At 63.6% G+C, this 25,506-nt stretch carries 20 protein-coding genes and 1 tRNA gene; 8 read left to right on the plus strand and 13 right to left on the minus strand.

All coding sequences use genetic code 11. The features are described from left to right. Nucleotides 1-30 precede the first annotated feature (30 nt). Genes yajC through queA form a run of 3 tightly spaced genes read right to left on the minus strand, consistent with a single transcriptional unit; the run spans nucleotide 31 to nucleotide 2,585 of the window. On the minus strand, nucleotides 31-372 hold the full coding sequence (gene yajC, locus IB274_RS23685; RefSeq protein ID WP_017522301.1) for a preprotein translocase subunit YajC: 342 nt from the start codon (nucleotides 370-372) through the stop codon (nucleotides 31-33). Between the two features lie 38 nt (nucleotides 373-410). Then, nucleotides 411-1,529, minus strand: a complete 1,119-nt coding sequence (gene tgt, locus IB274_RS23690) for a tRNA guanosine(34) transglycosylase Tgt (protein WP_192435406.1) — start codon at nucleotides 1,527-1,529, stop codon at nucleotides 411-413. A gap of 12 nt (nucleotides 1,530-1,541) precedes the next feature. Continuing rightward, nucleotides 1,542-2,585: a tRNA preQ1(34) S-adenosylmethionine ribosyltransferase-isomerase QueA gene (gene queA, locus IB274_RS23695; RefSeq protein WP_192435196.1), complete on the minus strand. Its 1,044-nt coding sequence runs from the start codon at nucleotides 2,583-2,585 to the stop codon at nucleotides 1,542-1,544. Between the two features lie 106 nt (nucleotides 2,586-2,691). Between queA and IB274_RS23700 the strand changes: the two genes are divergently transcribed. Next, nucleotides 2,692-2,777, plus strand: a tRNA-Leu gene (locus tag IB274_RS23700). 97 nt (nucleotides 2,778-2,874) lie between these two features. On the opposite strand, the gene IB274_RS23705 is transcribed toward IB274_RS23700, so the two are convergent. From IB274_RS23705 to IB274_RS23735, 7 genes are all read right to left on the minus strand, one after another. After that, nucleotides 2,875-3,375, minus strand: coding sequence for a GspH/FimT family pseudopilin (locus IB274_RS23705; protein ID WP_192435197.1), 501 nt, complete (start codon nucleotides 3,373-3,375; stop codon nucleotides 2,875-2,877). A 12-nt stretch (nucleotides 3,376-3,387) separates the two neighbouring features. Continuing rightward, entirely contained in the window at nucleotides 3,388-6,453 is a 3,066-nt protein-coding gene (locus tag IB274_RS23710; protein ID WP_192435198.1) for a pilus assembly protein, read from the minus strand. Nucleotides 6,454-6,455: 2 nt separating this feature from the next. After that, nucleotides 6,456-6,944, minus strand: a complete 489-nt coding sequence (locus tag IB274_RS23715; protein WP_192435199.1) for a hypothetical protein — start codon at nucleotides 6,942-6,944, stop codon at nucleotides 6,456-6,458. Then, nucleotides 6,941-8,071 carry a PilW family protein gene (locus IB274_RS23720; protein ID WP_192435201.1) on the minus strand — a complete coding sequence of 377 codons (1,131 nt, stop codon included), beginning with the start codon at nucleotides 8,069-8,071 and terminating at the stop codon, nucleotides 6,941-6,943. Before IB274_RS23720 ends, IB274_RS23715 begins: the two co-directional genes overlap by 4 nt. Beyond that, on the minus strand, nucleotides 8,068-8,613 hold the full coding sequence (gene pilV, locus IB274_RS23725; protein ID WP_192435203.1) for a type IV pilus modification protein PilV: 546 nt from the start codon (nucleotides 8,611-8,613) through the stop codon (nucleotides 8,068-8,070). Before pilV ends, IB274_RS23720 begins: the two co-directional genes overlap by 4 nt. A gap of 5 nt (nucleotides 8,614-8,618) precedes the next feature. After that, a complete protein-coding gene (locus IB274_RS23730; protein WP_192435205.1) occupies nucleotides 8,619-9,008 on the minus strand; it encodes a type IV pilin protein in 390 nt (129 codons plus the stop codon). Between the two features lie 583 nt (nucleotides 9,009-9,591). After that, nucleotides 9,592-11,139, minus strand: a complete 1,548-nt coding sequence (locus IB274_RS23735; RefSeq protein WP_192435207.1) for a cyclic diguanylate phosphodiesterase — start codon at nucleotides 11,137-11,139, stop codon at nucleotides 9,592-9,594. A gap of 161 nt (nucleotides 11,140-11,300) precedes the next feature. Here IB274_RS23735 and IB274_RS23740 point away from each other — a divergent pair, with 161 nt between their 5' ends. Then, on the plus strand, nucleotides 11,301-11,816 hold the full coding sequence (locus IB274_RS23740; RefSeq protein ID WP_192435209.1) for an RDD family protein: 516 nt from the start codon (nucleotides 11,301-11,303) through the stop codon (nucleotides 11,814-11,816). 70 nt (nucleotides 11,817-11,886) lie between these two features. Here the strand turns inward: IB274_RS23740 and lptG are convergent, their stop codons facing one another. Further along, a complete protein-coding gene (gene lptG / locus IB274_RS23745) occupies nucleotides 11,887-12,954 on the minus strand; it encodes an LPS export ABC transporter permease LptG (RefSeq protein WP_192435211.1) in 1,068 nt (355 codons plus the stop codon). Beyond that, nucleotides 12,947-14,071 carry an LPS export ABC transporter permease LptF gene (gene lptF / locus IB274_RS23750; protein WP_192435213.1) on the minus strand — a complete coding sequence of 375 codons (1,125 nt, stop codon included), beginning with the start codon at nucleotides 14,069-14,071 and terminating at the stop codon, nucleotides 12,947-12,949. The genes lptG and lptF overlap by 8 nt, the downstream gene beginning before the upstream one ends. 190 nt (nucleotides 14,072-14,261) lie before the next feature. On the opposite strand from lptF, the gene IB274_RS23755 reads away from it, so the two are divergent. The 4 genes from IB274_RS23755 to IB274_RS23770 all read left to right on the plus strand — a co-directional run bounded on the left by IB274_RS23755 (nucleotide 14,262) and on the right by IB274_RS23770 (nucleotide 19,663). Further along, nucleotides 14,262-15,752 carry a leucyl aminopeptidase gene (locus IB274_RS23755; protein ID WP_192435215.1) on the plus strand — a complete coding sequence of 497 codons (1,491 nt, stop codon included), beginning with the start codon at nucleotides 14,262-14,264 and terminating at the stop codon, nucleotides 15,750-15,752. Nucleotides 15,753-15,786: 34 nt separating this feature from the next. Then, nucleotides 15,787-16,215 (plus strand): DNA polymerase III subunit chi, encoded by a 429-nt coding sequence (locus IB274_RS23760; protein ID WP_192435217.1) that lies wholly within the window; start codon nucleotides 15,787-15,789, stop codon nucleotides 16,213-16,215. A gap of 20 nt (nucleotides 16,216-16,235) precedes the next feature. After that, nucleotides 16,236-16,607 (plus strand): DNA polymerase III subunit chi, encoded by a 372-nt coding sequence (locus tag IB274_RS23765; protein WP_192435219.1) that lies wholly within the window; start codon nucleotides 16,236-16,238, stop codon nucleotides 16,605-16,607. 206 nt (nucleotides 16,608-16,813) lie between these two features. After that, entirely contained in the window at nucleotides 16,814-19,663 is a 2,850-nt protein-coding gene (locus tag IB274_RS23770) for a valine--tRNA ligase (RefSeq protein ID WP_192435228.1), read from the plus strand. A gap of 62 nt (nucleotides 19,664-19,725) precedes the next feature. On the opposite strand, the gene IB274_RS23775 is transcribed toward IB274_RS23770, so the two are convergent. Then, nucleotides 19,726-21,630 carry a M14 family metallopeptidase gene (locus IB274_RS23775; RefSeq protein WP_192435230.1) on the minus strand — a complete coding sequence of 635 codons (1,905 nt, stop codon included), beginning with the start codon at nucleotides 21,628-21,630 and terminating at the stop codon, nucleotides 19,726-19,728. A gap of 250 nt (nucleotides 21,631-21,880) precedes the next feature. On the opposite strand from IB274_RS23775, the gene IB274_RS23780 reads away from it, so the two are divergent. Further along, complete coding sequence (locus tag IB274_RS23780) at nucleotides 21,881-23,536, plus strand: thiamine pyrophosphate-binding protein (RefSeq protein ID WP_192435232.1); 1,656 nt, start codon at nucleotides 21,881-21,883, stop codon at nucleotides 23,534-23,536. Between the two features lie 111 nt (nucleotides 23,537-23,647). Next, complete coding sequence (locus IB274_RS23785; RefSeq protein WP_192435234.1) at nucleotides 23,648-25,477, plus strand: SLC13 family permease; 1,830 nt, start codon at nucleotides 23,648-23,650, stop codon at nucleotides 25,475-25,477. The last annotated feature ends 29 nt before the right edge of the window (nucleotides 25,478-25,506 follow it).

Here is a 25,506-nt window from a genome sequence, read left to right on the forward strand (position 1 = left end):
GCCCCGTCGGTTGGGTTTCTAGGTGGAGGATCAGATCGCCTTCAGGGTGCCTTTCGGCAGGGTCGCGGCGATCGCGGCCTTCTGGAACTTCAGCTCGACGTTGTCGGAAACCTCGACGACGACGAAGTCCTCGGCGACCTTGGTCACCTTGCCGGCGATACCGGCGGAAGTGACGACTTCATCGCCCTTCTGCAGGCCGGACAGCAGGTTCTTGTGCTCTTTCGAGCGCTTGGCCTGGGGACGCCAGATCATCAGGTAGAAGATGACCAGGAAACCGACCAGGAAAATCCACTCGAAGCCAGTGCCGGCCGGGCCTGCAGCAGCGGCGGGAGCTGCGGCGTCAGCGTAGGCAGCGGGAATCAGAAAACTCATTGGAAACTCCTGTCTCAAAGCTTTTTCGATGAATAAGGTCAGTCCGCCAGCGGCGGCACGGGAAGGCCGCGCTTGGCGTAGAAGGCGTCGACAAAGTTCGCCAATGTACCCTGTTGGATTGCCTCGCGCAAACCAGCCATAAGCCGCTGATAATGCCGCAAGTTGTGGATGGTATTGAGCATGCTGCCGAGCATTTCGCCGCACTTGTCCAGGTGGTAGAGGTAGGCGCGGGAGAAGTGCTTGCAGGTGTAGCAATCGCAGGTCGGGTCCAGCGGAGACTCATCGTGCTTGTGCACCGCGTTGCGGATCTTGATCACCCCGGTGTCAACGAAAAGGTGGCCATTGCGCGCATTGCGGGTGGGCATGACGCAGTCGAACATGTCGACGCCCCGGCGCACACCTTCCACGAGGTCTTCGGGTTTGCCCACACCCATCAGGTAACGAGGTTTGTCAGCGGGCATGTGCCGGGGCAGGAAGTCCAGCACGCGGATCATCTCTTCCTTGGGCTCGCCCACCGACAGGCCGCCAATGGCCAGGCCGTCGAAGCCGATTTCCTGCAGGCCTTCGAGCGAGCGCATGCGCAGCTCTTCGTGCATGCCACCCTGGACGATGCCGAACAGCGCCGACGGGCTATCGCCGTGGGCGGTCTTCGAGCGCTTGGCCCAACGCAGCGACAGCTCCATGGAGCGCTTGGCGACGTCGAACTCGGCCGGGTAAGGGGTGCACTCGTCGAAGATCATCACGATGTCCGAGCCCAGCGCACGCTGCACGGCCATGGACTCTTCCGGCCCCATGAAGACTTTGGCGCCGTCCACCGGCGAGGCGAAGTACACGCCCTCCTCCTTGATCTTGCGCAGCGCGCCCAGGCTGAACACCTGGAAGCCGCCCGAGTCGGTGAGGATCGGCCCCTGCCACTGCATGAAATCATGCAGGTCGCCGTGCTTCTGGATCACTTCGGTGCCCGGACGCAGCCACAGGTGGAAGGTGTTGCCGAGGATGATCTGTGCGCCAATGCCCTCGATGTCGTGCGGGAGCATGCCCTTCACAGTGCCGTAGGTGCCCACCGGCATGAACGCCGGGGTTTCCACCACGCCACGGGGGAAGGTCAGGCGGCCGCGACGGGCCTTGCCCTCGGTGGCCAGCAGTTCGAATTTCATGAAGCTCATGGATCAGTCCTCGGGGCCGCGCGGTGCCGGGTTGCGGGTAATGAACATGGCATCGCCGTAGCTGAAGAAGCGATAGCCCTGCTCTACTGCCGCCGCGTAGGCAGCCATGGTCTCGTGATAGCCGGCGAAGGCAGAGACCAGCATCAGCAGGGTGGATTCCGGCAGGTGGAAGTTGGTGACCAGGGCGTCGACCACATGGAACGGTCGCCCTGGGAAGATGAAGATATCGGTGTCGCCACTGAACGGCTTGAGTACGCCGTCACGGGCGGCGCTTTCCAGCGACCGCACGCTGGTGGTGCCAACAGCGACCACCCGACCACCGCGCGCCTTGCAGGCTGCCACGGCGTCGACCACGTCCTGGCTGACTTCCAGCCATTCGTTGTGCATGTGGTGGTCTTCGATGCGCTCCACGCGTACCGGCTGGAAGGTGCCGGCGCCGACATGCAGGGTGACAAACGCGGTGTCCACGCCCTTGGCCCGGATCGACTCCAGCAGGGCCTCGTCGAAGTGCAGACCGGCAGTCGGTGCCGCCACTGCCCCCGCGCGCTCGGCGTAGACGGTCTGGTAGCGCTCGCGGTCGGCGTCCTCATCAGGACGGTCTATATAAGGCGGCAGCGGCATGTGGCCGACGCGCTCCAGGAGCGGCAGCACATCCTCGCTGAAGCCCAACTCGAACAGCGCGTCGTGGCGCTGCAGCATCTCGGCTTCGCCACCGCCATCTATGAGGATCTTCGATCCCGGCTTGGGCGATTTGCTGGAGCGCACGTGGGCCAGCACGCGATGGCTGTCCAGCACCCGCTCCACGAGGATTTCCAGTTTGCCGCCGGAGGCCTTCTGGCCGAACAGGCGGGCAGGGATCACCCTGGTGTTATTGAACACCATCAGGTCACCCGGCTTGAGGAAGCCGAGAATGTCAGCAAAGTGCCGGTGGCTGAGCTCGCCGCTCGGACCGTCCAGCACCAGCAGACGGCTGGAGCGGCGTTCAGGAAGCGGATGGCGGGCGATCAGCGCCTCGGGCAGGTCGAAATGAAAGTCAGCGACGCGCATGGGAAGAGCTATCTCGAAGGGGCGCACATCTTACTGGAATTGCCCATTTCTGACCATGCGAGCCGATTGACCGGCGCAGAGCGTCTCCCTATACTGCCGCGCCATTGCCTCGGTGGCGGAATGGTAGACGCGGCGGATTCAAAATCCGTTTCTGGCGACAGAGTGAGAGTTCGAGTCTCTCCCGGGGCACCACCACATGGTTCTGGCAGTTCTGATGAACTGCCGGAACCCACAAAAAACCGGCTTTCTGGCCGGTTTTTTGTTGTCTGCGATTTGCCCGCCGATCCGCTCAGGAGCAGATGCCAGTCGTGGTCTTGCTGACATAGGCGCGCCCGGTGGCGCTGACGTTCACCAGACGCTCGGTGCTACCAGCAGATGGCGCGTACCGGCAGACCGTAAGGCTCGCCTGGGTATTGCCGACGCCGGTCGGCTGAAAGTCGATCTTGGTGACATTCGAGATGACCTTGAAACCTCTGGGCGCGGCGGGATGCTTCTGGATTACAATCGCGCCGGAAATCACGATCCAGCCCTGTTCCCATCCCCCCGAGCCACAACTCGCGCCATCGCTTGAAACGCACAGGCTGGTCACCGCGTTGCGCTTGATCGCCTCACTGCGCCCCATGGCCACGCCCGCTACCAGATCGTTGGCGCTGGCGCTGAGCTTGCTTCTCAACGTGGCCTCGTTGAGCGATGGTACGGCGATTCCCATCAGGATTGCCGCGACCACCAGGGTTACCACCAGTTCGAGCAAGGTGAAGCCGCCAGTCCGACACCGAGTGAATGCGCCCATTTTCCTGACCTCCTAGCGCTCGATATCCCAGAACACCCAGGATTTGGGCCGGGTGCCCGACGCTGGCGGAACCGCTTCGCAGCCTTGAAGCGAAGAATCGGTGGCACAGGTACCGCCACCGATGATGAACGGCTTCTGGGTGCCATCGTCGAGCTGCACGACGCCCGCCACCGGTGAAGGCGGCAACCCGCCACCGGCAATCACCTGGAAACGATCACTAGGAGCCGAGGCGTTCCGGTAATTGATGTTGTAGTTGCGCGCGGTGCCGAGACCGACACAACTGGTGCTGGTCGCCACCTGCGGCGCATGCGTACTAAAGATGATGGTGTCGAACAGCAGGAGCGCCGAGGTTACCACCTGTTCGCTCGATGCCAGGCCCAGGTACCAGCCCTTGGGATGGGCGGCAAGGTCGGCATCGCTGGGATTCGCAGTGCTGGTGATGGCCAGCAGGGAAGCATTGCAGATCACATTCGCGCTGCAAGTGGTGTTCTCGCCGGTCAACCAAGTCGAATCGGAGGGACTGTCACGCAGGGCATAGAAGCGATTAGCCACGCTGGCAGCGGAGGTATAGCTGAGCAAGGGTTTTTCGCGGTCGCCGGAACCCAGCAGGATAATGTACTGCCCATTGCTCACGGCAACCTCGGGCCCATAGAGGAACTTGCGGTTAGCCGTGCAACTGGAAGTTGAGTTGCAACCCAGCGAGGCAATCTTGGTGATGGTCCAGTTGGCCGGCAAAGTCGTTCCGATGGGCGAAACGGCATCCGCCCCGGAAATTCGGTAGACATTGCCCCCGAGGTCGGCGGCATAGCCATAGACGGCCTGACCGTTGCTGTTGGCGACCATGGTTATGTCACCAACCACACCTCTATCGGTGGTAAAGGTTTTCAGCGCGGTCCCGGTGTCGGCATCGATCATGTAGATCCGATTGCCTTTCGAGGATGAGGTGCAGGTATTCGGGTCCCCGTCCTCACAAGCGTCATAGCCTCCCCCCATCGCCAGGATGGTCGAGGCGCCGCTGCCATAGCCAGCCGCCTTGAACGCCACGGGAGTGGCCCAGGTCTGCCCTATATTGCTGTAGCCGGTGGAGCAGCCGGTATCGTTGGTCACGTTCGGGCAGCCAATCTTCCATTTCAGAGACGGGCTGCCCAGCGTGGATACGTCGAAGGAGTACAGCGCCCGACCGCCGCGGCGCATGGCCGCATAGATCCAGGTACTGGATCCTTGACGGACCGTGGTGACCGAACCGTCCATGCCATAGGCCTTGGGCTGCGGCGTGGGGGTTCCGGTGGTATGCCCGGGGAAGGCAATAGTCACGCTGTTGTCGCGCAGTCGTTTGATATTGGGATAGAACTCCGGCGGCATGAACGACCAGATCTCACTGCCTGCCGGCACCGAGCCAATCGCGGTAGTGCGGTTGCCGTTGACTGCTCGCAGCAGGCCGTCGTTACCACCGTAGTACACCACCACTTGCGGCGAGGAGGCGGTGCCATAATTGACCGCCGCGGGACGGGAGTGCACCACATCACCATGCACCGACGGACGCACCTCGGTCAGATTGGCATTGGTATTCTCGTCCTGGGTGTCGTCGCCCCGAGCCCAGTTGATCAGCGCATCGCGCTCCGTGGTGTTCGCGGTACCGAGAAGACCGATGGCCGCCCCGTTGCTCGTGTCGAAGTTAGTCAGGGCGGTGCAACTACTGGCGCTGCAAGTCTTGACCGTTCGCGTGCCACCCTGCCGCAGCCGATAGGCCTGTGCGCCCTTCTCCACGATATTGCCGTCCGGGTAGTTGGAAGCATCTGCGCCGGTGACAGTAAGGCATCCGCCTTGCGGTCTGAATGCCCAGTAGCTATCGGCCGTGCTTGGCGTCCAGAAACTGCGCGCGCATTCGGTAACGAAGCCGGTACTGGTATTGATGGCGCTTTGGCCGTCGGCATCCACTGTTTTCAATGCCCCGCTGACCATACCCAGCTTGTACTGCTTGAGGTTGCCAGGCCAACGGGGGAAGGAGTCCATATCAGGACGGAACATGCCGACGAATACCTGGTTCAGGTAAGTGCTCTGGGTATTGACGCTCACAGGCAGGGTGACCGAGGCGAACACGCTGTTGGTGGCCTGGATCTCGGAAAAGATGGCGTTCAGCGCATCAGCAACACCGCTGCCGTTCGAGCTCACATCGAAATATTTGCCACTACTGACGTTGGCCATGCTCTTGAGCAGAGCGGTCCATCCGATGCCCTGCGGGTTGTTGGTGACCTTGTCGACATCGACCGTATAGGTCGTGACATTCAACGCGCTCTTCTTCATGAAGCGTGACCATTCATCGGCCACGTTGTCCTGAGCAGCAGCAGGAGACACTGGAATCTGGCTCTTGTCACCGCCGGCGGTATTCAACAAACCTTCGGACAGGGTGATGACCGATTGCGGGTCCTGGGGAGCGCCGTTGCTGATGTAGATAATGAAGTTCTTCGCGCACCCGGCCACGACCGGGCTGGTGTAGCGGGAACCGTTGAAGGCAGACAGGGCATTGTTGGGTAATGCATAAATGGCCTTGGACGCTGCGGTCCCGGCAACGTTGCCAGTGTAGTCCGCCTTCTCCTTGTTGTTACCCGAATAGGGTGTTCCGCCAGAGTAGTACGCCCAAGCTTCCGCCATCACCAGACTCGCATTACCCGCGTTACCGGCATCTTTGGTGGACCCGCTGGTACTGATGCTATTGACCAGCGCCTGGTACTTGGTCTTGCTGGAGGCATCCATCAGGCGGATCGCGGCACGCACGTATCCACCTCCGACATTGGAGTTGGGGCTGCCGGTCTCACTGAACATCATCAGGCCAACCCGGAACTTGTTTTCCGGCAATGCTCCGATCAGCGAGTACAGCGCCGCTTGCTCGCTGGGGAACTGTTTATTCCAGTTCGCCGTGTTGTCCATGATGATCAGGACGTTGGGCGCGTCCGCCGCATTGGGCGGTGTGCCAACGAACAGGTCGATATCTTCGGCCTGGGCGGCGATGGAGGCGAGGCAAACAACGCAGCAGACGAGCACGCGCTGGAGAATCGGGAGACTGCCCTGAGTTTTCATCTTCATGCTCCGCACACGGTCCGCTTCTGCGTATCGGTGAGCTGCACGCGTACCCCCGACCGCACCTTCACCGCCGTTCCCATCACCGCGTCGGTCACTGTCGCATTCAGCTCCCACACGGTGTTCCAGTCCTGGCTGCACATGCCCTGGGTCCGCTGGCCACACAGCGAGGACCCGGCTGTCTGTTTCGCACTCAGGCAAACCGGCGTGGCCATCGACACCTGGTAGTCGGTAGTGCCGTCATTGTTGATGTCGACGTTAAGCTGCTCCGCCGTTGGCGCAGAGGTGAATGCCGAGCCCAGCACCCTCTCGATACCAATGTTGGCCGAGGCGATCGCCTCGTTGCGGAACTGCATGTTGCCCACGGCCTTCAGGTTGGTGCCGCTCAGGTTGTAGGCGCTGCCAACCATCAGCATCAGCATCAGCAACATCACCAGAGTGATCACCAGCGTCGCGCCCTGCTGGCTTCCCTTTCTGCGGTAAGTCTTCATGGCGTCTGCCTCCGCCGGGATACGTTCACCAGCGTGGCGCTGGAAGTGAACAGGTGCCGTTTATAGCCATCGGTGTACGGGCCGAGGGTGGCCGAGCCGAGGGTGTAGGTCTTGTCGGAGCTGTAGCCCTGTGTCGGTGTGCGACTACGCGCCACTACATAGAGGCGAGCCTCAACCACGCTGACCAGTTGAGCCGCCGTGCAGGATGTGGACCCGCAATGGACGAAATTGCCGTCCGGCGAGCCATCGCCGCGGTTGGTTGGCGAGGTCTTGGTAGCGTTGTCAGCCCAGGCCACAGCCTGCAGGTAGTTCACCGCGGCGCCGGAGTCGCTGACGTTGTCTAGCCCCAGCTCGACGCGGAAGGACTCAATGCCTTCGATCATCGGCACTGCCGCTTGCAGGGCATTGGTGGGGGTGGCGCCGCCCGAGGAATCGAACTGCGCGCGCATGAGGGTGGGGATTCCATCGCCGGCCGTCACGGCATAGGTGCGTACGTAATAGACGTTAGTGACGAACTTTCGGCGCTCGGCCAGGGTTGAACAATCGCGCTGGCGCAAGGTGAAACCGGAGGTGCCTAGGATAAAGGGATTGGGATTCGAAGCATCGGCGTCGCTGTCGCAGAACGACGCCTGGAAATACACCTTGCCGGCCGCGAGCGCATCGCAAGTGCCAACACCCGGCGAGCAGGTCTCGGCATGACGGATCACCACCACATCCGAGTTCGCGGCCAGATCAGTGACTATTCCCGAACAGCCACTGGGCACTGCCGAATACGTCTGCACCACAATGCCGACAGCGTTGAGCTTGTCCGTCTGGCTCCAGCTGGAGAAGTCCGAGCACACCGGAGCCAGCGCGGTGGGGACATCGCCAGGCACACCGGTAACCGTCAAGTCGTCGAACTGCGGGATGTAGCCGTTCCAGAACCCGGCATGGGCAAAGTCTTCCTGCATAAGTCCGATGGCGAAACGACCGTTCTCGATCAGCGCGTTAGTCTTGGCCATATCATCGTTGGTGCGGCTCAGGTTCAGGTAGAGCCCCATCACCCCTGCCATGATCAGCAGGCTGACGGTGGCCACCACCATCAGCTCGACCAGCGTAAAACCGCGCTGCCTGGCCGCGTGCCTCATAGCGTCGCTACCCGCACGATAGTGGTCACGACGCGCCGGCACAGGTCATTGATGCAGCCGGAACTGCCGTTGTAGCTGCCACTGCCGCAGGCCACACTGGTGGGCGGCGACGATATCGGACCAACCCCCTGCCAGGCCACGGTGATCATGTACTGGTTGCTGCCCAGCGACTGGATACACCCCCGCCCGCCGAGCATCGCACCAGCCTTGACGTTGCCGCCGCCGATTTCCGCCGCACCCTGCAGGCTATTGCACCAGTCGGCGAGGTCCACCTGCTGGCGGGTCGAGCTGCCGGTGGGGCAGGTCATCCCGGAGCCTACCGGGGACGTTGTGACGTAGCCGGATGCATTGTTGGGGTTAGCCGTCATCCGGCTGGAGATGTCGTTGATCAGCAGCAAGGCCTGGGCGCGCTGGTAGGACTCCATATCCGACAGCTGCATGCGCATCTGCAGTCGTGCCAAGCCCAGCAGGCCCAGCGAGATGATCAGGATGCTGACCATCAGCTCAATGAGGGTGAATCCCCTCTGACGGAACTTCAGCATGGGATTCACCACTTGGCCGACGGCGTCCTGCTGCCGTCGCTGCTGAGGGTCAGGTCGCCGTCGCGGGCCTGGGTGCCGCTCGGGGTGAAGGTAACGGTGAAGGTAGGGGGCGTGCCGCTGCCTAAGGTAATGGCGTAGCTGTAGTTGCCCGAAACGTCGCTGGGCAGCGAATAACCACCGCTTTCCAGCTGCGCTTTGCTGGCGTAGGAGCGGTTGGCCAGCAGGTACTGCTGCTGACGGTTGGCGATGTCCATCATTTGCGCCTGGGCCGCCGATCGCTTGCCCCGGATGATGTACTGCTGATAGCTGGGGTAAGCGATCGTAGCCAGAATCGCCACTATCGCCACCACCACCATCAATTCGATCAGGGTAAAACCACGGGAACTAACTGGCATTATCGAGACTCACTCTGCCGGCCCTTTTTCATGACTCTATTAGTTAAATGGCGAATCGCCACTCCGCCGACCATCTATTTCAATACCAGTCGTCGCCGAAGTTTAGCCCTATATAGAAATAGCTAATTAAAACGCGAACCACCCGTCTCACAAGCAAAGCCGCAGGCTACGTATCACGAGGCTTAAGAGCGAAATGCACCATAAGCAGCAAGGGCTATATTCCGGGCACTTACCCGCTCAATCCAAATACTAGAAAAGTTTCTATAGCGACACCCAGAACAACCGTACCAACTATTGAATTCGCATCAATAAATCGTGAAAAAAACATGAAAACAAAGCGGCATTATCATATTGCAAGATAACTACAGGCAGACTGATAACCTTTAACTATCAAAATAAATTAAGTAACCAAAGAATATTTTTCTGAATCTTCAGGAACATCCTAATTCAGCTATTTATCAGCTCACTATCGAGACAGCTTGATCGTGCGGATCGAGCCGGGGGCCGCCATTCACTCGCAGCAGGGTGCGCGATTTTGCATGGCGGCCCCGGCGGGCATCCGGCGCGCGGCCCGTGGGCAGGGTCAGCTCCCGGAGCGTAGATCCCGCAATGCCTCGACAAATGCCGCCAGCGGCATCGGTCGATCGAAGAGGTACCCTTGCAGCACCTCCACGCCGCGCGAGGCGAGATAGGCTTGCTGCTGCTCGGTTTCCACCCCCTCGGCGATGATCATCAGGTCCAGCTTGCCGCACAGTTCGACGATGCTGTCCAGAATATGGGAGGACAGTGCGTCCACACCGATCATCGCCACGAAGCTCTTGTCGATCTTCAGCGCATCCACCTTGAAGCGATGCAGGTAAGCCAGGCTGGAGTTGCCAGTGCCGAAGTCGTCGATGGCCAGCTTGACGCCCAGGCCATGAAGATTGTCGAACAGCTCGTCGGTCACCTCGCTGGAAACGATCAGTTCGCGCTCGGTCAGCTCCAGGGTCAGCTCCGGGCGATGGGGCAGGAAGCGCGCCTGGAAGTCACGACAATCCGCGAACAATCCCGGCTCCGTGCAGTGCCGGGCACTGATGTTGAAGCCCAGGTGGAAGCCCTCGCCCAACAGATGCGCGTGCGGCGCCAGTCCATCGGCCACCTGATGAAACAGTTCGCGGGTCATCGCCACGATTAGCCCTGAGCGTTCGGCCATCGGGATGAACAAGTCGGGACCGACCATACCCTCACGCGGATGGGCCCAGCGCATCAGCACTTCAGCACCGACCCAGCGGCCGTCCCGGGCGTCGACCAGCGGTTGCAGGTACGGTACGAATTCCCCGGCGAGCAAGGCACGCTCAAGCTCCAGGCTTGGCGTCGCCGAACGCCCCCACAGCCAGTAGCAGGCCACGCCCGATGCCCCACCCAGCATCAACAACAGCGCCACCAGCGGCCACGCATCTTCGTGGATATGCCGCCATTGCGCCCCTTCGGGGAAGCCACCGATGACCTTGTAGGGGAATCGCTCGGAGGAAAGCTCGACATGCCCCAACGGCAGGGGGGCGGGCTGGCTGTCGAACACCCTGCCCTCCTCGTCCATCCACTGCCCGCCGACCTGCAGTTGCAAATCGCTGCGTTGATCGACCAGTTGCAGCGTGTTGCTCAGGTAACGCCCATCCACGGTCGCCAGCGCGGCGTGACGCCCCTCGACCCGCCGCAGGATCAACAGCGCGTAGTTTGGCGTGACTTCATTACCGGCCATCATCCGCAGCCGCCCGGAGACATACAGGCTCGGATCCAGGGGCGCTTCGAAATCGCCGAAGAGCGACGTGCAATAGATATGGTCATCTCGTGTCAGGTTGACCGACCGGACGAACGGCACCACCGCCACCTGTTCGCGCAGGACGAGCGTCGCATCGTCGCAGCCCTCATCCACATGCAGCAGGGCCACCTTGGCGGCCCCTGCCGCATTGCCCAGCATCACGTCGAACAGCCGAACGGCCTCGTTCGAAGCAGTACGTGCCTCGACGCTCAGGGTGCGCAAGGCCTGCCAATAGATGATGGCGCTGCCCAGCAGCAACGGCAGCAGGGCCATGGAAAGGGAGAAAACCAGGCGGGGCAGCAGCCGGCGCCGGGTGTAGCTGCGAAGCGGCATCCTTGTTCCTTGCTCGACGGCGCCGCGACCTGCGACGCATTGCCACTCCCCCATGGGTAGCGACGTGGTTTGAGCTTAGAACAGCCTCCGCCACCGGGCGCCGCGTGATGGAATCCGTATAATCCCGGCCCCATCCATCCTGATCACCACAGAAGACGCTCATGTCCAAGCCGCAGCAGCTCCAGCCCGTGGGAGACTTCCCGCCCGCCACGCTCCTCCGTCGCTTTGCCGCGATGTTCTACGACTTCCTGCTCTGCGTGGCCCTGTTGATGGTGGTGACGCTGGTCTACCAGCAAGGCTTCCTGCGCCTGATCTATGGCAGCGAAAAGCTCCGGATGCTGGCCGACCAGGGTGCGCTGACCGGCGACCCACTGCTGTCCAGCCTGCTGTTCATCAGCATTTTCGCCTTCTTCGCGAAGTTCTGGACTCACAGCGGTCAGACACTGGGTATGCAGGTCTGGGGCGTTCGCGTACAGAACGCCAACGGCACGCGCATCACTCTGATGCAGGCGCTGCTGCGCTTTGTCATCGCCATCGCGTCCTGGGGCTGCGCCGGCCTGGGCTTCCTCTGGATGCTCTGGGACAAGGACAAGCGCACCTGGCAGGACCGCTACTCGGAAAGCGTGGTGATCCAGATCCCCAAGGCGGTGCGCAAGGCAACGCAGGGACGGGGCTGACGTGAGGGCAATAAAAAAGCCGGCGATTGCCGGCTTTTTTGTGGGCGCAGGTTCTATCCCGCGAGCGGACTCAGCCTGCCCGTTTCAACAGGAGCGTGCCGAGGAAGGCACAGATCGCAGCCGGCACCAGCACCGCCAGCAGCGGCGGGAAGTTGAATACCTGGCTCGACGGGCCGAGCAGATCCTGGGCGATACGGAAGGTGAAGCCCACCAGCACGCCGGTGAACACGCGCTGGCCGAGGGTCACGCTACGCAGCGGGCCGAAGATGAACGAAATCGCCATCAGCACCAGGGCGGCGGTCACCAGCGGCTGCAGGATCTTGGTCCAGAACGCCAGCCAATAGCGGTTGGAGCTCAGGCCCTGGTCCTGCAGGTAATGGATGTAATTCCAAAGGCCGGTGATCGACAGCGCCTCCGGCTCCATCACGACGGTGTTGAGCAGTTGCGGACTGAGCTGGATATTCCAGATCTCGCTGGGCTTGCTCACGACTTCACTGCGCTTCTCAGCCGCGTGCAGCACGGAGGTGGTCACATCCTGCAGTTGCCACTGGTCGTTCTCGAACACCGCCTGACGCGCGAAGCTCGCGCTCTGCAGGCGACGGTTGTCGTCGAAGTTGTAGCGGGTCACACCGAGCAACACGCCATCCGGGCGCACCACGTTGATGTGGATGAACTCATGCCCCTGGCGGTGCCACAGTCCCGACTTGGAGCTTTGCGAGCCATTGCTGCTCTGGGCCAGGGCGCGACCACTCTGGGCAGCAGTTTCGGTGTAGGGAATCACATACTCGCCCACCAGGATGCCGGCGAACATCAGCACCAGCATCGGTTTCATCACCGCCCAGACGATGCGCTGCAGCGACACGCCAGCGGCGCGCATGATGGTCAGTTCGCTGTTGCTGGCCAGGGTACCCAAGCCCACCAGGCAGCCAATCAGCGCGGCCATCGGCAGCATGTCGTAGCCGCGGCTCGGCGCCGTGAGCAGCACGAACTTGAGCGCTTCGGTCAGGGTGTAGCTCTCGTCGATCTGCCCCAACTGGTCGACGAAGGCGAACAGCTCAGCCAGACCGAGGATCACCCCTAGTACCGCAAGAATGGAAACGAAGACGGTGGTACCGATATAGCGATCCAGCTTACGCATGCTTCATCACTCCGCCCGACTTCGCTCGCTTGGCGGCCAGCTTCAGACGCAGCGGCTCCCAGTACAGCAACAACAGGCCGATGCTCAGGAATATCCCATGGATCCACCACAGGCCCAGTGCCATGGGGATCTTGCCCTTGTCGAGCATGCCGCGTCCGGCGATCAGCAGCGCCAGATAGGCCATGTACAGCAGCACGGCTGGCAGCAGCTTGAGGAAGCGACCCTGGCGCGGGTTGACGCGTGACAGCGGCACCGCCAGCACGGTCACCACGAAGACCAGCAGCGGGATGGACAGGCGCCACTGCAGCTCGGACTGCATGCGCGGATCGTCGCTGCCCAGCAGGTCGGAGGTGGGAATGGCGTCGCGGTCGTCGATCTCGCTGCTCACTTCCGGCTTAGGAAGAAGCGCCGCGTAGGTGTCGTACTTGATCTCGCGGTAATCGGCCTGCCCCGGCGTGCCATCGTAGCGATAGCCGTCCTTGAGGATCAGGTAGCGACTGCCGTCAGCATGGATTTCCTGCACGCCGGTGGTACCGACCAGCACCGAAGTGCCGCCGTCCTTGCCATTGCGCGGGCGGTTCTTGTCGGAGATGAACACCCCGCCCAGCTCGGTGCGTTCGTTGGCCAGGGTTTCGGTATAGGTCACCCGCGTGCCATCGCGCATCGATTGGAAGCGCCCTGGCGCCAGGGTGTCGAATTCGGTCATCGCATCCTGCTTGTTCAGCAGCAACTGCATCTGGGTGATGCCCTGGGGCGCCAGCCACAGGCTCAGCCAGGCCACCAGCAGGGCGATGAACAGCGCCGGCGCCAGGGTGATGGCCAACAGGCGCTGCTGGCTCATGCCGGTGGCGGTGAGCACGGTCATCTCGCTGTCCAGGTACAGGCGGCCATAGGCCAGCAGGATGCCGAGGAACAGGCCCAGCGGCAGGATCAGCTGCAGGAAGCCCGGCAGGCGCACGCCCATGATCATGAACAGCGAACCCGGATCGAGCAGGCCTTGGGCCGCCTGCGCCAGGTACTTGATGAAACGGCCGCTCATGATGATGACCAGCAGCACGGCGCTCACCGCGCTCATGGTGATCAACACTTCACGGGACAGGTAACGGAAGACAATCAAACCGGACACTCCAGGGTTGTCACGCTCAGGCGGCTACGCTCAAACTAGCCGCCGTGAAGCATTGCCGGGTACGCGCGGACGCGACCCAGCGCAAATAGCCGGCATTATCCTGCGATTCGCCAGGCCTGTCACTGCGCAGTCCACCTTCATTCGCAGACCTTTCTGCTCTTTGTCCCGGGGACACTCAGCCATGGAATTCCTTGTAAAAAGCGTACGTCCGGAAACTCTCAAGACCGCCACCCTGGTCATCGCCGTAGGCGAAGGCCGCAAGCTTGGCGCCACCGCCAAGGCCGTCGACGAAGCCACCGGCGGTGCCATCGCCAACCTGCTCAAGCGCGGCGATCTGGCAGGCAAGGTGGGCCAGACACTACTGCTGCAAGATTTACCCAACATTAAGGCCGAGCGCGTCCTGCTGGTCGGCGCCGGCAAAGAGCGCGAACTCTCCGACCGCGCCTACCGCAAACTGGTTTCCGCCGTCCTGAACAATCTGAAAAACCTGGGTGGCGCCGACGCCGTCCTGGCCCTGGGCGACCTGGCAGTGAAAGGCCGCAACGCCCACGGCAAGGCCCGCCTGCAGGTGGAAACCCTGGCCGACGGCACCTACGTCTTCGACCGTTTCAAGAGCCAGAAGGCCGAAGCGCCAAAACTGAAAAAGATCACCCTGCTCGCCGACAAGGCCGACGCCGCTGCTGTCGAGCACGGTGCCAAGGAAGCCCAGGCCATCGCCAACGGCATGGCGCTGACCCGCGACCTGGGCAACCTGCCGCCGAACCTCTGCCACCCGACCTTCCTCGGCGAGCAGGCCAAGGCGCTGGGCAAGGAATACAAGAGCCTGAAGGTCGAAGTCCTCGACGAGAAGAAACTGCGCGAGCTGGGCATGGGCTCCTTCCTCGCCGTCGCCCAGGGCAGCGACCAGCCACCGCGCTTGATCGTGCTGCAATACAACGGCGCGAAGAAAAAGGACGAGGCTCCGCATGTACTGGTCGGCAAGGGCATCACCTTCGACACCGGCGGCATCAGCCTGAAGCCCGGCCTGGGCATGGACGAGATGAAGTTCGACATGTGCGGCGCCGCTTCCGTGTTCGGCACCTTCCGCGCCGTGCTGGAACTGCAACTGCCGATCAACCTGGTGGGCGTGATGGCCTGTGCCGAGAACATGCCCAGCGGCGGCGCCACCCGTCCGGGCGACATCGTCACCACCATGAGCGGCCAGACCGTCGAAATCCTCAACACCGACGCCGAAGGCCGCCTGGTACTGTGCGACGCGCTGACCTACGTCGAGCGCTTCAAACCGCAGTCCGTGGTGGACATCGCCACCCTGACCGGTGCTTGCATCGTCGCCCTGGGCTCCAACACCTCGGGCCTGATGGGCAACAACGACGCGCTGATCAAGCAACTGCTCAAGGCCGGTGAAGTCGCCGACGATCGCGCCTGGCAGCTGCCGCTGTTCGACGAGTACCAGGAACAGCTCGACAGCCCCTTCGCCGACATCGCCAACATCGGCGGGCCGAAGGCCGGCACTATCACCGCCGGCTGCTTCCTGTCGCGCTTTGCGAAGAAGTTCCACTGGGCGCACCTGGACATCGCCGGCACCGCCTGGATCAGCGGCGGCAAGGACAAGGGCGCCACGGGCCGTCCGGTTCCGCTGCTGACCCAGTACCTGCTGGACCGCGCCAAGTAATGGCACAGTGCAACCTGCCGATGGGATCGAACGCATGACGCGTGTGGATTTCTACGTCATTCCCAGCGCCGATCCCGACGCACGCCTGATCATCGCCTGCCGCCTGGCTGAAAAAGCCTGGCGGCAAGGCATGCGTATCTTCGTGCTGTGCAGCGACGAGGCCCAGCGCGATGCGCTGGACGCCCGGCTATGGAACTTCCGGGACGAAACCTTCATCCCACACAACGCGGTGGAAGAAGATGCAGACTCGCCGATCGTGCTCGCCCTCGGTGAGCCGCCGGAAAGCCACCGGGACCTGCTGATCAACCTGACCCTGGCCATTCCCGACTTCGTCGACCGCTTCAACCGGGTCGCCGAGCTGGTGATCGAGGAACCGGCGATTCGTCAGGCCGCGCGGGAGAATTTCCGTCGCTACCGCGAGCAGGGCTATCCTTTGCAGGACCACCGCCTGCCGCGCCCTTGAGAGCGTCTCAGCCAGACACCATGGACAACCACAAGCCTCCGCACGACCCCGACCACCTGCTGGAAGACCTGAAGAAGATCCAGGACCTGCTGGACGAGTCAGGCGCCGAGCCGCCGCTGCTCACCGAATCCTTCGAGCCGGACAACATCCCGCTGCTCTCCGACGTCGTCACGCCCGCGCCCCAGGCAGCGGAGCCCGTTGCGGCCCAGCCCGCCGCGCCGCAAGCCTCGGCGGCAGCCAGCGAATTGCACCGCCTGGACCTGGAACTGCGCGCCGCGGCCCAGTTGATCCTGCAGGACGTCCTCGACGACTTCGCCCCGCAGATCGAAGCCGAACTGCAGCGCCGCCTCGAAGCACGGATGCAGCGCCTGCTGGCCCAGCGCAAGCCCTGACGCCCCGCACCACTCCGCTTTTTTGTAGGAGCGAGCTTGCTCGCGAACGCTCTTCTGCAGGCTCGCAGTGGTGGCGGTTCGCGAGCAAGCTCGCTCCTGCAGACTGCCCTTGGCCACACGGAAAACCGCCCCGGTGGCCTGAACTCCCCGCCACCCGTTATACTCAGCGGTTTTCCGTCTAGCCTTATCAGGGTCCCACCGCGCTCATGGACAAGACCTACCAGCCCCACGCCATCGAATCCCACTGGTACCCCCTCTGGGAGAGAGAGAACTACTTCGCCCCGCAAGGTTCCGGCGAGCCGTACACCATCATGATCCCGCCGCCGAACGTCACCGGCAGCCTGCACATGGGCCACGGCTTCAACAACGCCATCATGGACGCGCTGATCCGCTACCGCCGCATGCAGGGCCGCAACACCCTGTGGCAGCCGGGCACCGACCACGCCGGCATCGCCACCCAGATGGTGGTGGAGCGCCAGCTGGCCGCCCAGGGCATCGCCCGTCATGATCTGGGCCGCGAGAAGTTCCTGGAGAAGGTCTGGGAGTGGAAGGACCAGTCCGGCGGCACCATCACCCGCCAGATTCGCCGCCTGGGCTCCTCCGTGGACTGGTCGCGCGAGCGCTTCACCATGGACGAAGGCCTGTCCAACGCCGTGAAGGAAGCCTTCGTGCGCCTGCACGAGGACGGCCTGATCTACCGCGGCAAGCGCCTGGTCAACTGGGATACCAAGTTCCACACCGCCATTTCCGACCTCGAAGTAGAGAACCACGACGAGAAGGGCCACCTCTGGCACCTGCGCTACCCGCTGGCCGACGGCAACAAGACCGCCGACGGCAAGGACCACCTGATCGTCGCCACCACCCGCCCGGAAACCATGCTGGGTGACAGCGCCGTCGCCGTCCACCCGGAAGACGAGCGCTACGCCGCGCTGATCGGCACCTTCATCGACCTGCCGCTGGTAGGCCGCCGTATCCCGATCATCGCCGACGACTATGTCGACCGCGAGTTCGGCACCGGCTGCGTGAAGATCACCCCGGCCCACGACTTCAACGACTATGAAGTCGGCAAGCGCCACGACCTGCCGCTGATCAACATCTTCGACAAGGACGCCGCCGTCCTCGCCGTCGCACAGGTGTTCAAGCTCGACGGCAGCGTCAACGCCGAGCTGGACGCCAGCCTGCCAGCCGCTTACGCCGGTCTCGACCGCTTTGTCGCGCGCAAGCAGATCGTTGCCGACTTCGAAGCCGCCGGCCTGCTGGAGAAGATCGACGATCACGCGCTGAAAGTGCCCAAGGGCGACCGCTCCGGCACCGTCATCGAGCCGTGGCTGACCGACCAGTGGTACGTCTCCACCAAGCCGCTGGCCGAACCGGCCATCGCCGCCGTGGAAGACGGCCGCATCCAGTTCGTGCCCAAGCAGTACGAGAACATGTACTTCAGCTGGATGCGCGACATCCAGGACTGGTGCATCAGCCGTCAGCTGTGGTGGGGCCATCGCATCCCGGCCTGGTACGACGATGCCGGCAACGTCTACGTCGGCCGCAACGAGGCCGAAGTCCGCGCCAAGCACAACCTGGGCGACGCCAACCTGCGCCAGGACGAAGACGTCCTCGACACCTGGTTCAGCTCGGGCTTGTGGACCTTCTCCACCCTCGGCTGGCCGGAACAGACCGAATACCTGAAGACCTTCCACCCCACCGACGTGCTGGTGACCGGCTTCGACATCATCTTCTTCTGGGTTGCGCGCATGATCATGCTGACCATGCACCTGATCAAGAATGGCGATGGCACCGCGCAGATCCCGTTCAAGACCGTCTACGTCCATGGTCTGGTGCGCGACGGCCAGGGCCAGAAGATGTCCAAGTCCAAGGGCAACGTGCTCGACCCGCTGGACATCGTCGATGGCATCACCCTCGACGAGCTGCTGGAGAAACGCACCAGCGGCATGATGCAGCCCAAGCTCGCCGAGAAGATCGCCAAGCAGACGAAAGCCGAGTTCCCCGAAGGCATCGCCAGCTACGGCACCGACGCCCTGCGCTTCACCTTCTGCTCGCTAGCTTCCACCGGTCGCGACATCAAGTTCGACATGGGCCGCGTCGAGGGCTACCGCAACTTCTGCAACAAGCTGTGGAACGCCGCCAACTTCGTCATCGAGAACACCGATGGCAAGGACACCGGCGTCAATGGCGAGCCGGTCGAGCTGTCCTCGGTGGACCGCTGGATCATCTCCGCCCTGCAGCGCACCGAGATCGAAGTCGCGCGTCAGCTCGACGCCTTCCGCTTCGACCTGGCCACCCAGGCCCTCTACGAGTTCATCTGGGACGAGTACTGCGCCTGGTATCTGGAACTGGTCAAGCCGGTACTGTGGGACGAGAACGCGCCGATCGAACGCCAGCGCGGCACCCGTCGCACCCTGGCGCGCGTGCTGGAAACCGCACTACGCCTGGCGCACCCGTTCATGCCGTTCATCACCGAGGAAATCTGGCAGCGCATCAAGGGCGCCGCTGCGAAGTCCGGTGACACCCTGATGCTGCAACCCTGGCCGGTCGCCGACGAGGCGAAGATCGACGCCGCCGCCGAAGGCGACATCGAGTGGGTCAAGGCGCTGATGCTGGGCATCCGCCAGATCCGCGGCGAGATGAACATCTCCATGGCCAAGCGCATCGACCTGGTGCTGAACAACGCCTCCCCCGAGGACCACCGCCGCCTGGCCGACAACGAGCCGCTGCTGATGAAGCTGGCCAAGCTCGAGACCATTCGCGTACTGGACGAAGGCGAAGAGCCGCCGATGTCCGCCACCGCGCTGGTCGGCGACCTGCAGGTGCTGGTGCCGATGGCCGGCCTGATCGACAAGGCCGCCGAGATGGCGCGTCTGGACAAGGAAATCCAGCGCCTGGAAGGTGAAGTCAAACGGGTGGGCGGTAAGCTGTCCAACGAAGGCTTCGTCGCCAAGGCCCCGCCGGAAGTGATCGAGAAGGAACGCGCCAAGCTCGCTGAAGCCGAGCAGGCCGTGACCAACCTGATCCAGCAGCGCGAGAAGATCGCCAGCCTGTAAGGCCTGGAACGGTATAAACAACGGCGCCCACGGGCGCCGTTGTCATTTCTGCAGGTCGGGCTTCAGTACACCGCCCCCACCGGGTACACGTAGGCATTCACGTCATGGAACGGCGTGCGCTCGAAGAACCACTGCAGCCGTGCCTGGGCGTCCTTGGCGAAGGCCTTGTCGTCCTTGAGTTTCTTCTCGAACTCGGCCTTCAGCTCCGGGTCTTCGGCGAGCATCTTGCGCGCCATCGGCTCCATCACGTATTCCTCCGGCTCCTCGGCCACCACCAGGGTCGAGTTGAAGAAGCCCCAGGACCAGAACGAGTCCGGACTTTCCGCCGTCAGCAAGTTGACCGCCAGCACGCCCAGCGGCTGGTCGGTGTCGATCACCACCGAGCCTGCCGGGTAGGTCTGCAGGCGCTGGAAGGGTTTGCCGACGCCACTGACCAGCAGATGCCCCTCATAACCGGGAATCTCGTTGGTGGCCGCGCGGTCAGGCTCGAAGCCACCGGCCAACTTGATGTTATCCATGCGGTACAGGGTCACCTCGATGGGCGTCGCCTTGTCCAGGGTCTTCATCTGGATGCCGTGGGACTTCAGGCGCGCGATCACCTCGCTCCACTGCACCGGCACCACGTATTGCTTCGGCCGCTTCACCACCAGGTCCGGCACCGAGTTGTCGGTGACCGGCACGTTCAGCTGCTTGGGCTTGTTGCTCCAGACGATGGTCTTCTTGCCGGTGATGGGCGACACCTCATAGCGGTAATCACCGACAGTGAACGGCGTGTGCTGCGGGTCGCCCGGCTTCCAGGTAAGGATCACCTCCTTCTGCGCCGCCAGCCGTTCGCGGTCCTTGCCAATGGCCTGTTTCAGCGAATCGGCGTTGTCGCCGATCACCTGGAACATCGCCTTGAGCATCACGTAGTTGCCCAGCACCTGGGTTTCATACGGATGCAGCGCGTGCTGCTCGATGAGGATCGACGGCACGTTGCGGATGTCGCCGTACTGGTTGGAGAAACGCGCCAGGTCGGTGCGGTATGGATAGTAGCCCTGGGTCGGGTCCTGGTTGTCGTTGAAGCTGATGCACTCGTGGACCACATGCCCGTCGCCCTCCAGCTCCTTGTACACCGGGCCGCGCATTACTTTGTCCATCCACTCGCTGGAAGCCGGCGACCAGCCGTTGCCGTTGTGGCAGTAGGAGCTGTCGTAGGGATACATGGCGCCGTCGGTGGAATGGGTGTCGGCGAAGAAGCTCAGGTCGTACTGGTTGAACACCGAGGCAACGTTGCGGATCTCCGCGCTGTCGAGCTTGGTGAAGTCGCGGTTGAGGTTGTAGTTCAGGCCGTTCACGCGCCAGCCGGTGACCTCCGGGCCGTTCTGGTTGATCCGCCCGTAGGGGCTGCGGCGCAGGTCGCCGTCGATGTTCACGGTGGGGATGAAGAGGATGTTCACCTTGTCCAGCAGCGCGGCCAGCGGCTTGTCGCCGGTGGTCATGTCGCGCAGCAGCATGAACATAGCGTCCTTGCCGTTGGCCTCGCCGGGGTGGATTTCTGCCTCGACGAAGATCGTCGGTTTGCCGGACTTGTTCAGCCCCGCCGCCGACTTGTCCGCCTCGCGGCTGGCTGTCACCAGCAGCATAGGCTCGCCGGTGGCGCTGTTCTCCGGCAGGTCGCTGAGGATGATGGCGCCGCCGGAGGCATCGGCCAGCTTCTGCAGCCAGGCGCGGGTCTGGTGGTAATCGGAGGTCTGCTTGAAGCCGGTGGATTCGGCCAGGGTGATCAGCGGGTTGTCGGCCTTGGCGATGTACTTCGTGCTGGTGAGCTTCTGCTCGAACATCGCCGGGAGGATGCGGGTTTTCGCGGCGGCGCTGTAGCCGCTGTCATCGACGTACCCCGGCGCCGAAGGCAGGGCGGCATACAGGGGCAGGCTGGAGGTGGCGAAGAAGCCGGCGAGCAGCGCTCGGGACGAGAGGTGGTACATGGGAGGTTCTCCTTTTGCAGCAATATCGTCCTGCGGACGCGTCTGCGCCCGTGCATCAACCATAGACAACCACGGGGAAATACCAGCGCGGTTCGTCGTCGCGCCCGCTCTGGCATGCGTCTCCCTCGAGGCACCGTTCATTCCCCGGAGGAATGACCTTGCGAAGAATGCTCGCTTGGATCACCACGCAGCTTCGCCGAAGATCAGCGCACAGCTGCACCCTGCTCCCCTGCCAAGGAACCCCACGCCCATGTCCGATACTCCGGCCCGCAACGGCGGCCAGCTCCTCGTCGATGCCCTGCTGCGCCACGCGGTGGATACCGTCTACTGCATCCCCGGCGAAAGCTACCTGCCGGTGCTCGATGCGCTGCACGACGCGGCCGCCATCCAGACCATCGTCACCCGCCACGAAGGCGCCGCCTCGAACATGGCCGATGCCTACGGCAAGCTCACCGGCCGCCCCGGCATCTGCTTCGTCACCCGCGGGCCGGGCGCGACCCACGCAGCCAACGGCGTGCACACGGCGATGCAGGACTCGACGCCGATGATCCTCTTCATCGGCCAGGTGGAAAGCGCATTCAAGGGCCGCGAAGCCTTCCAGGAGGTGGACTATCGGCAGATGTTCGGCGGCCTGGCCAAGTGGGCCACCGAGGTCGACGACATCCGTCGCCTGCCCGAGATCGTCGCCCGCGCCTTCCGCGTCGCCCAGTCCGGGCGACCCGGCCCGGTGGTGATCGGGCTGCCGGAGGAAGTGCTGTTCGGCTCTGCACAGGTCGCCGACGTAGCGCCGACGCCGATCACCCGAGCAGCGCCAAGCGCCGGTTCGCTGGCCGAACTGCGCGAGCGCCTTAGCCAGGCCCGGCGCCCGCTGCTGATCGTCGGCGGCACCGGCTGGACGCCGCAGGCCTGCGCGCAGGTTCGCGCCTTCGCCCGCGCCAACCGCCTGCCGCTGGTGGCCTCGTTCCGCCGCCAGGACCTGATCGACAACCGCGACGAGCAGTACGCCGGCCAGCTCGGCTTCGGCGCCTCGCCTAGGCTCACCGCACGCGTGCAGGAAGCCGACCTGCTGCTGGTGCTCGGCTCGCGCCTGAGTGAAACGCCCAGCGCCGGCTACAGCCTGATCCAGAGCCCACGCCCGCTGCAGGGCATGATCCACGTCTACCCTGACGCCAGCGAGCTGGGCCGCGTCTACCAGGCGGACCAGAGCATCCAGGCCGGCATGCCGGAGATCGCCGCCGCCCTCGCCGGCCTCGCTCCGCTCGCCGAGACGCCCTGGGCCGAATGGACCGCCGCCGCCCGCGCCGATTACCTCAGCTACATCACCCCACCGCAGAACGCAGAACCGCCACAGGGCGTAGACCTCACCCAGGTCGTCCAGTACCTGAACGAAACGCTGCCGGATGACGCGGTCGTCAGCAACGGCGCCGGCAACTACGCCGTCTGGGTGCACCGCTTCTACCGCTACCGCGCGCCGCGCAGCCAGCTGGCCCCCACCAATGGCGCCATGGGCTACGGCTTCCCTGCCGCCATCGCCGCCAAGCTGCGCGAACCGCAGCGCAGCGTGGTGTGCTTCGCCGGCGACGGCTGCTTCATGATGTACCCGCAGGAGCTGGCCACCGCCGTGCAGTACGGCGCGGCGCTGACCGTCATCGTGGTCAACAACGGCATGCTCGGCACCATCCGCATGCACCAGGAGCGTGAGTACCCCGGCCGCATCAGCGCAACCGAGCTGCGCAACCCCGACTTCGTCGCCCTCGCCCGCGCCTTCGGTGCCCATGGCGAGCTGGTGGAGAGAACCGAGGATTTCGCCGCCGCCTTCGAGCGTGCCCAGGCCAGCGGCAAGCCGGCGCTGATCGAACTGCGCACCGATCCACAGCAGATCACCCCGGTCGCACGGCTGCCCTGAGGACTTCAAGCATCCCCCGCAGCAGCGCAGGCTTCGCTAAGCTGCACCGGGTCAAGGCATTGCGCCCGCTCCTGCGGGCACAATGGCGCCGGGAAATCGCTAGGGAAGCGCATGAGTCTGCAACTGATCTGGGTCCTCGCCCTGCTCGCCACCGCCGTCGGGCTGTTCGTCATCAACCGTCCGCGCATGGACGTGGTCGCCCTGCTGGTGATGGTCGCCCTGCCGCTGTCGGGCATCCTCAGCGTGCAGGAATCGCTGGCCGGCTTCGCCGATCCCAACGTCATCCTGATCGCCGCGCTGTTCGTCATCGGCGAAGGCCTGGTTCGCACCGGCGTGGCTTACCGCATCGGCGAATGGCTGACCCGCCGCGCCGGCGCCAGCGAGACGCGCCTGCTGGTGCTGCTGATGCTCGCCGTGGCCGGGCTTGGCTCGGTGATGAGTTCCACCGGCGTGGTCGCCATCTTCATTCCGGTGGTCCTGAGCATCGCCGCGCGCCTGCACGTATCACCGCGCCGGCTAATGATGCCGCTGAGCTTCGCCGGGCTGATCAGCGGCATGCTCACCCTGGTCGCCACCGCGCCCAACGTGGTGATCCACAGCGAGCTGGTGCGCGAAGGCTCGAAGGGCTTCGGCTTCTTCAGCTTCACGCCGTTCGGCCTGGTGGTGCTGGTGCTCGGCGTCGCCTACATGCTGGTGGCGCGCCGCTGGCTGGGCGATGACGACAGCGATGCCGGGCAGAACGTCAAGCGTCGCACCCTGGGCGACCTGATCCGCGACTACCAGCTCGCCGGCCGCGAGCGCCGCCTGCGCATCCGCCACGATTCACGGCTGGTGGGCATGAGCCTGAGCGAAGTGGAGCTGCGCGCCCGCGCCGGCACCAACGTGGTGGCCATCGAGCGCACCGCGCATTTCCGCATGAAGATCCTCAGCCCCAACGCCAACATCCAGCTCCAGGCCGGTGACGTGCTGCTGGTGGATATCTTCGGCGAGCGCACCGACCTGCTGGGCCTCTACCACGAGTACGGCCTGGAGCCGCTAAGCCTGCAGGGCGACTACTTCAGCGAGCGTTCCCATGAGGTCGGCATGGCCGAGGTGACCCTGCCCCCGGAGTCCGCCCTGCTGGGCAAGAGCGTGCTCGACCTGGAGTTCCGCAGCCAGTTCGGCCTCAACGTGGTCGGCCTGCGCCGCAACCGCGAAGCCGTGGTGGAAGGGCTGCTGGAAGCCAAGCTGAAAGTCGGCGACACGCTGCTGGTGGTCGGACCGTGGAAGGACATCCGTCAGTTGCAGACCCGTGGTCGCGACTTCCTCGTGCTCGGCCTGCCGATGGAAGTGGACGAGGCTGCCCCCGCCGCCAGCCAGGCGCCCCATGCGCTGTTCAGCCTGGCGGTGATGGTGATCCTGATGGTCAGCGGCCTGGTCCCCAACGTCATGGCTGCGCTGATCGCCTGCCTGCTGATGGGCGCGTTCCGCTGCATCGACATGGACAGTGCCTACCGCTCCATCCACTGGCAGAGCCTGCTGCTGATCGTCGGCATGCTGCCCTTTGCCCTGGCGCTGCAGAAGACCGGCGGCATCACCCTGGCGGTCAATGGCCTGGTCGGCGCCCTTGGCGGCGCCGGGCCCTACGCCATCCTCGCCAGCCTGTTCGTGCTGACCGCGGTGATCGGCCTGTTCATCTCCAACACCGCCACCGCCGTGCTCATGGCGCCGGTGGCCATCGCCACGGCCAAGGCCCTGGGCGCCTCTCCGGAAGCCTTCGCGATGATCGTCGCGCTGGCCGCGTCGGCCGCCTTCATGACGCCGATTTCCTCGCCGGTGAACACCCTGGTGCTGGGACCGGGACGCTATCGCTTCGCCGATTTCGTCAAGGTTGGCGTACCCTTCACGATTCTGGTGATGATCGTCAGCGTTGTGCTGGTACCCTGGCTGCTGCCGCTGTAGCCGCCCATTACAAGATCGCCAAGGAATCG

It is taken from the genome of Pseudomonas sp. PDM18 (assembly GCF_014852585.1).
In the GTDB taxonomy this organism is placed as follows: domain Bacteria; phylum Pseudomonadota; class Gammaproteobacteria; order Pseudomonadales; family Pseudomonadaceae; genus Pseudomonas.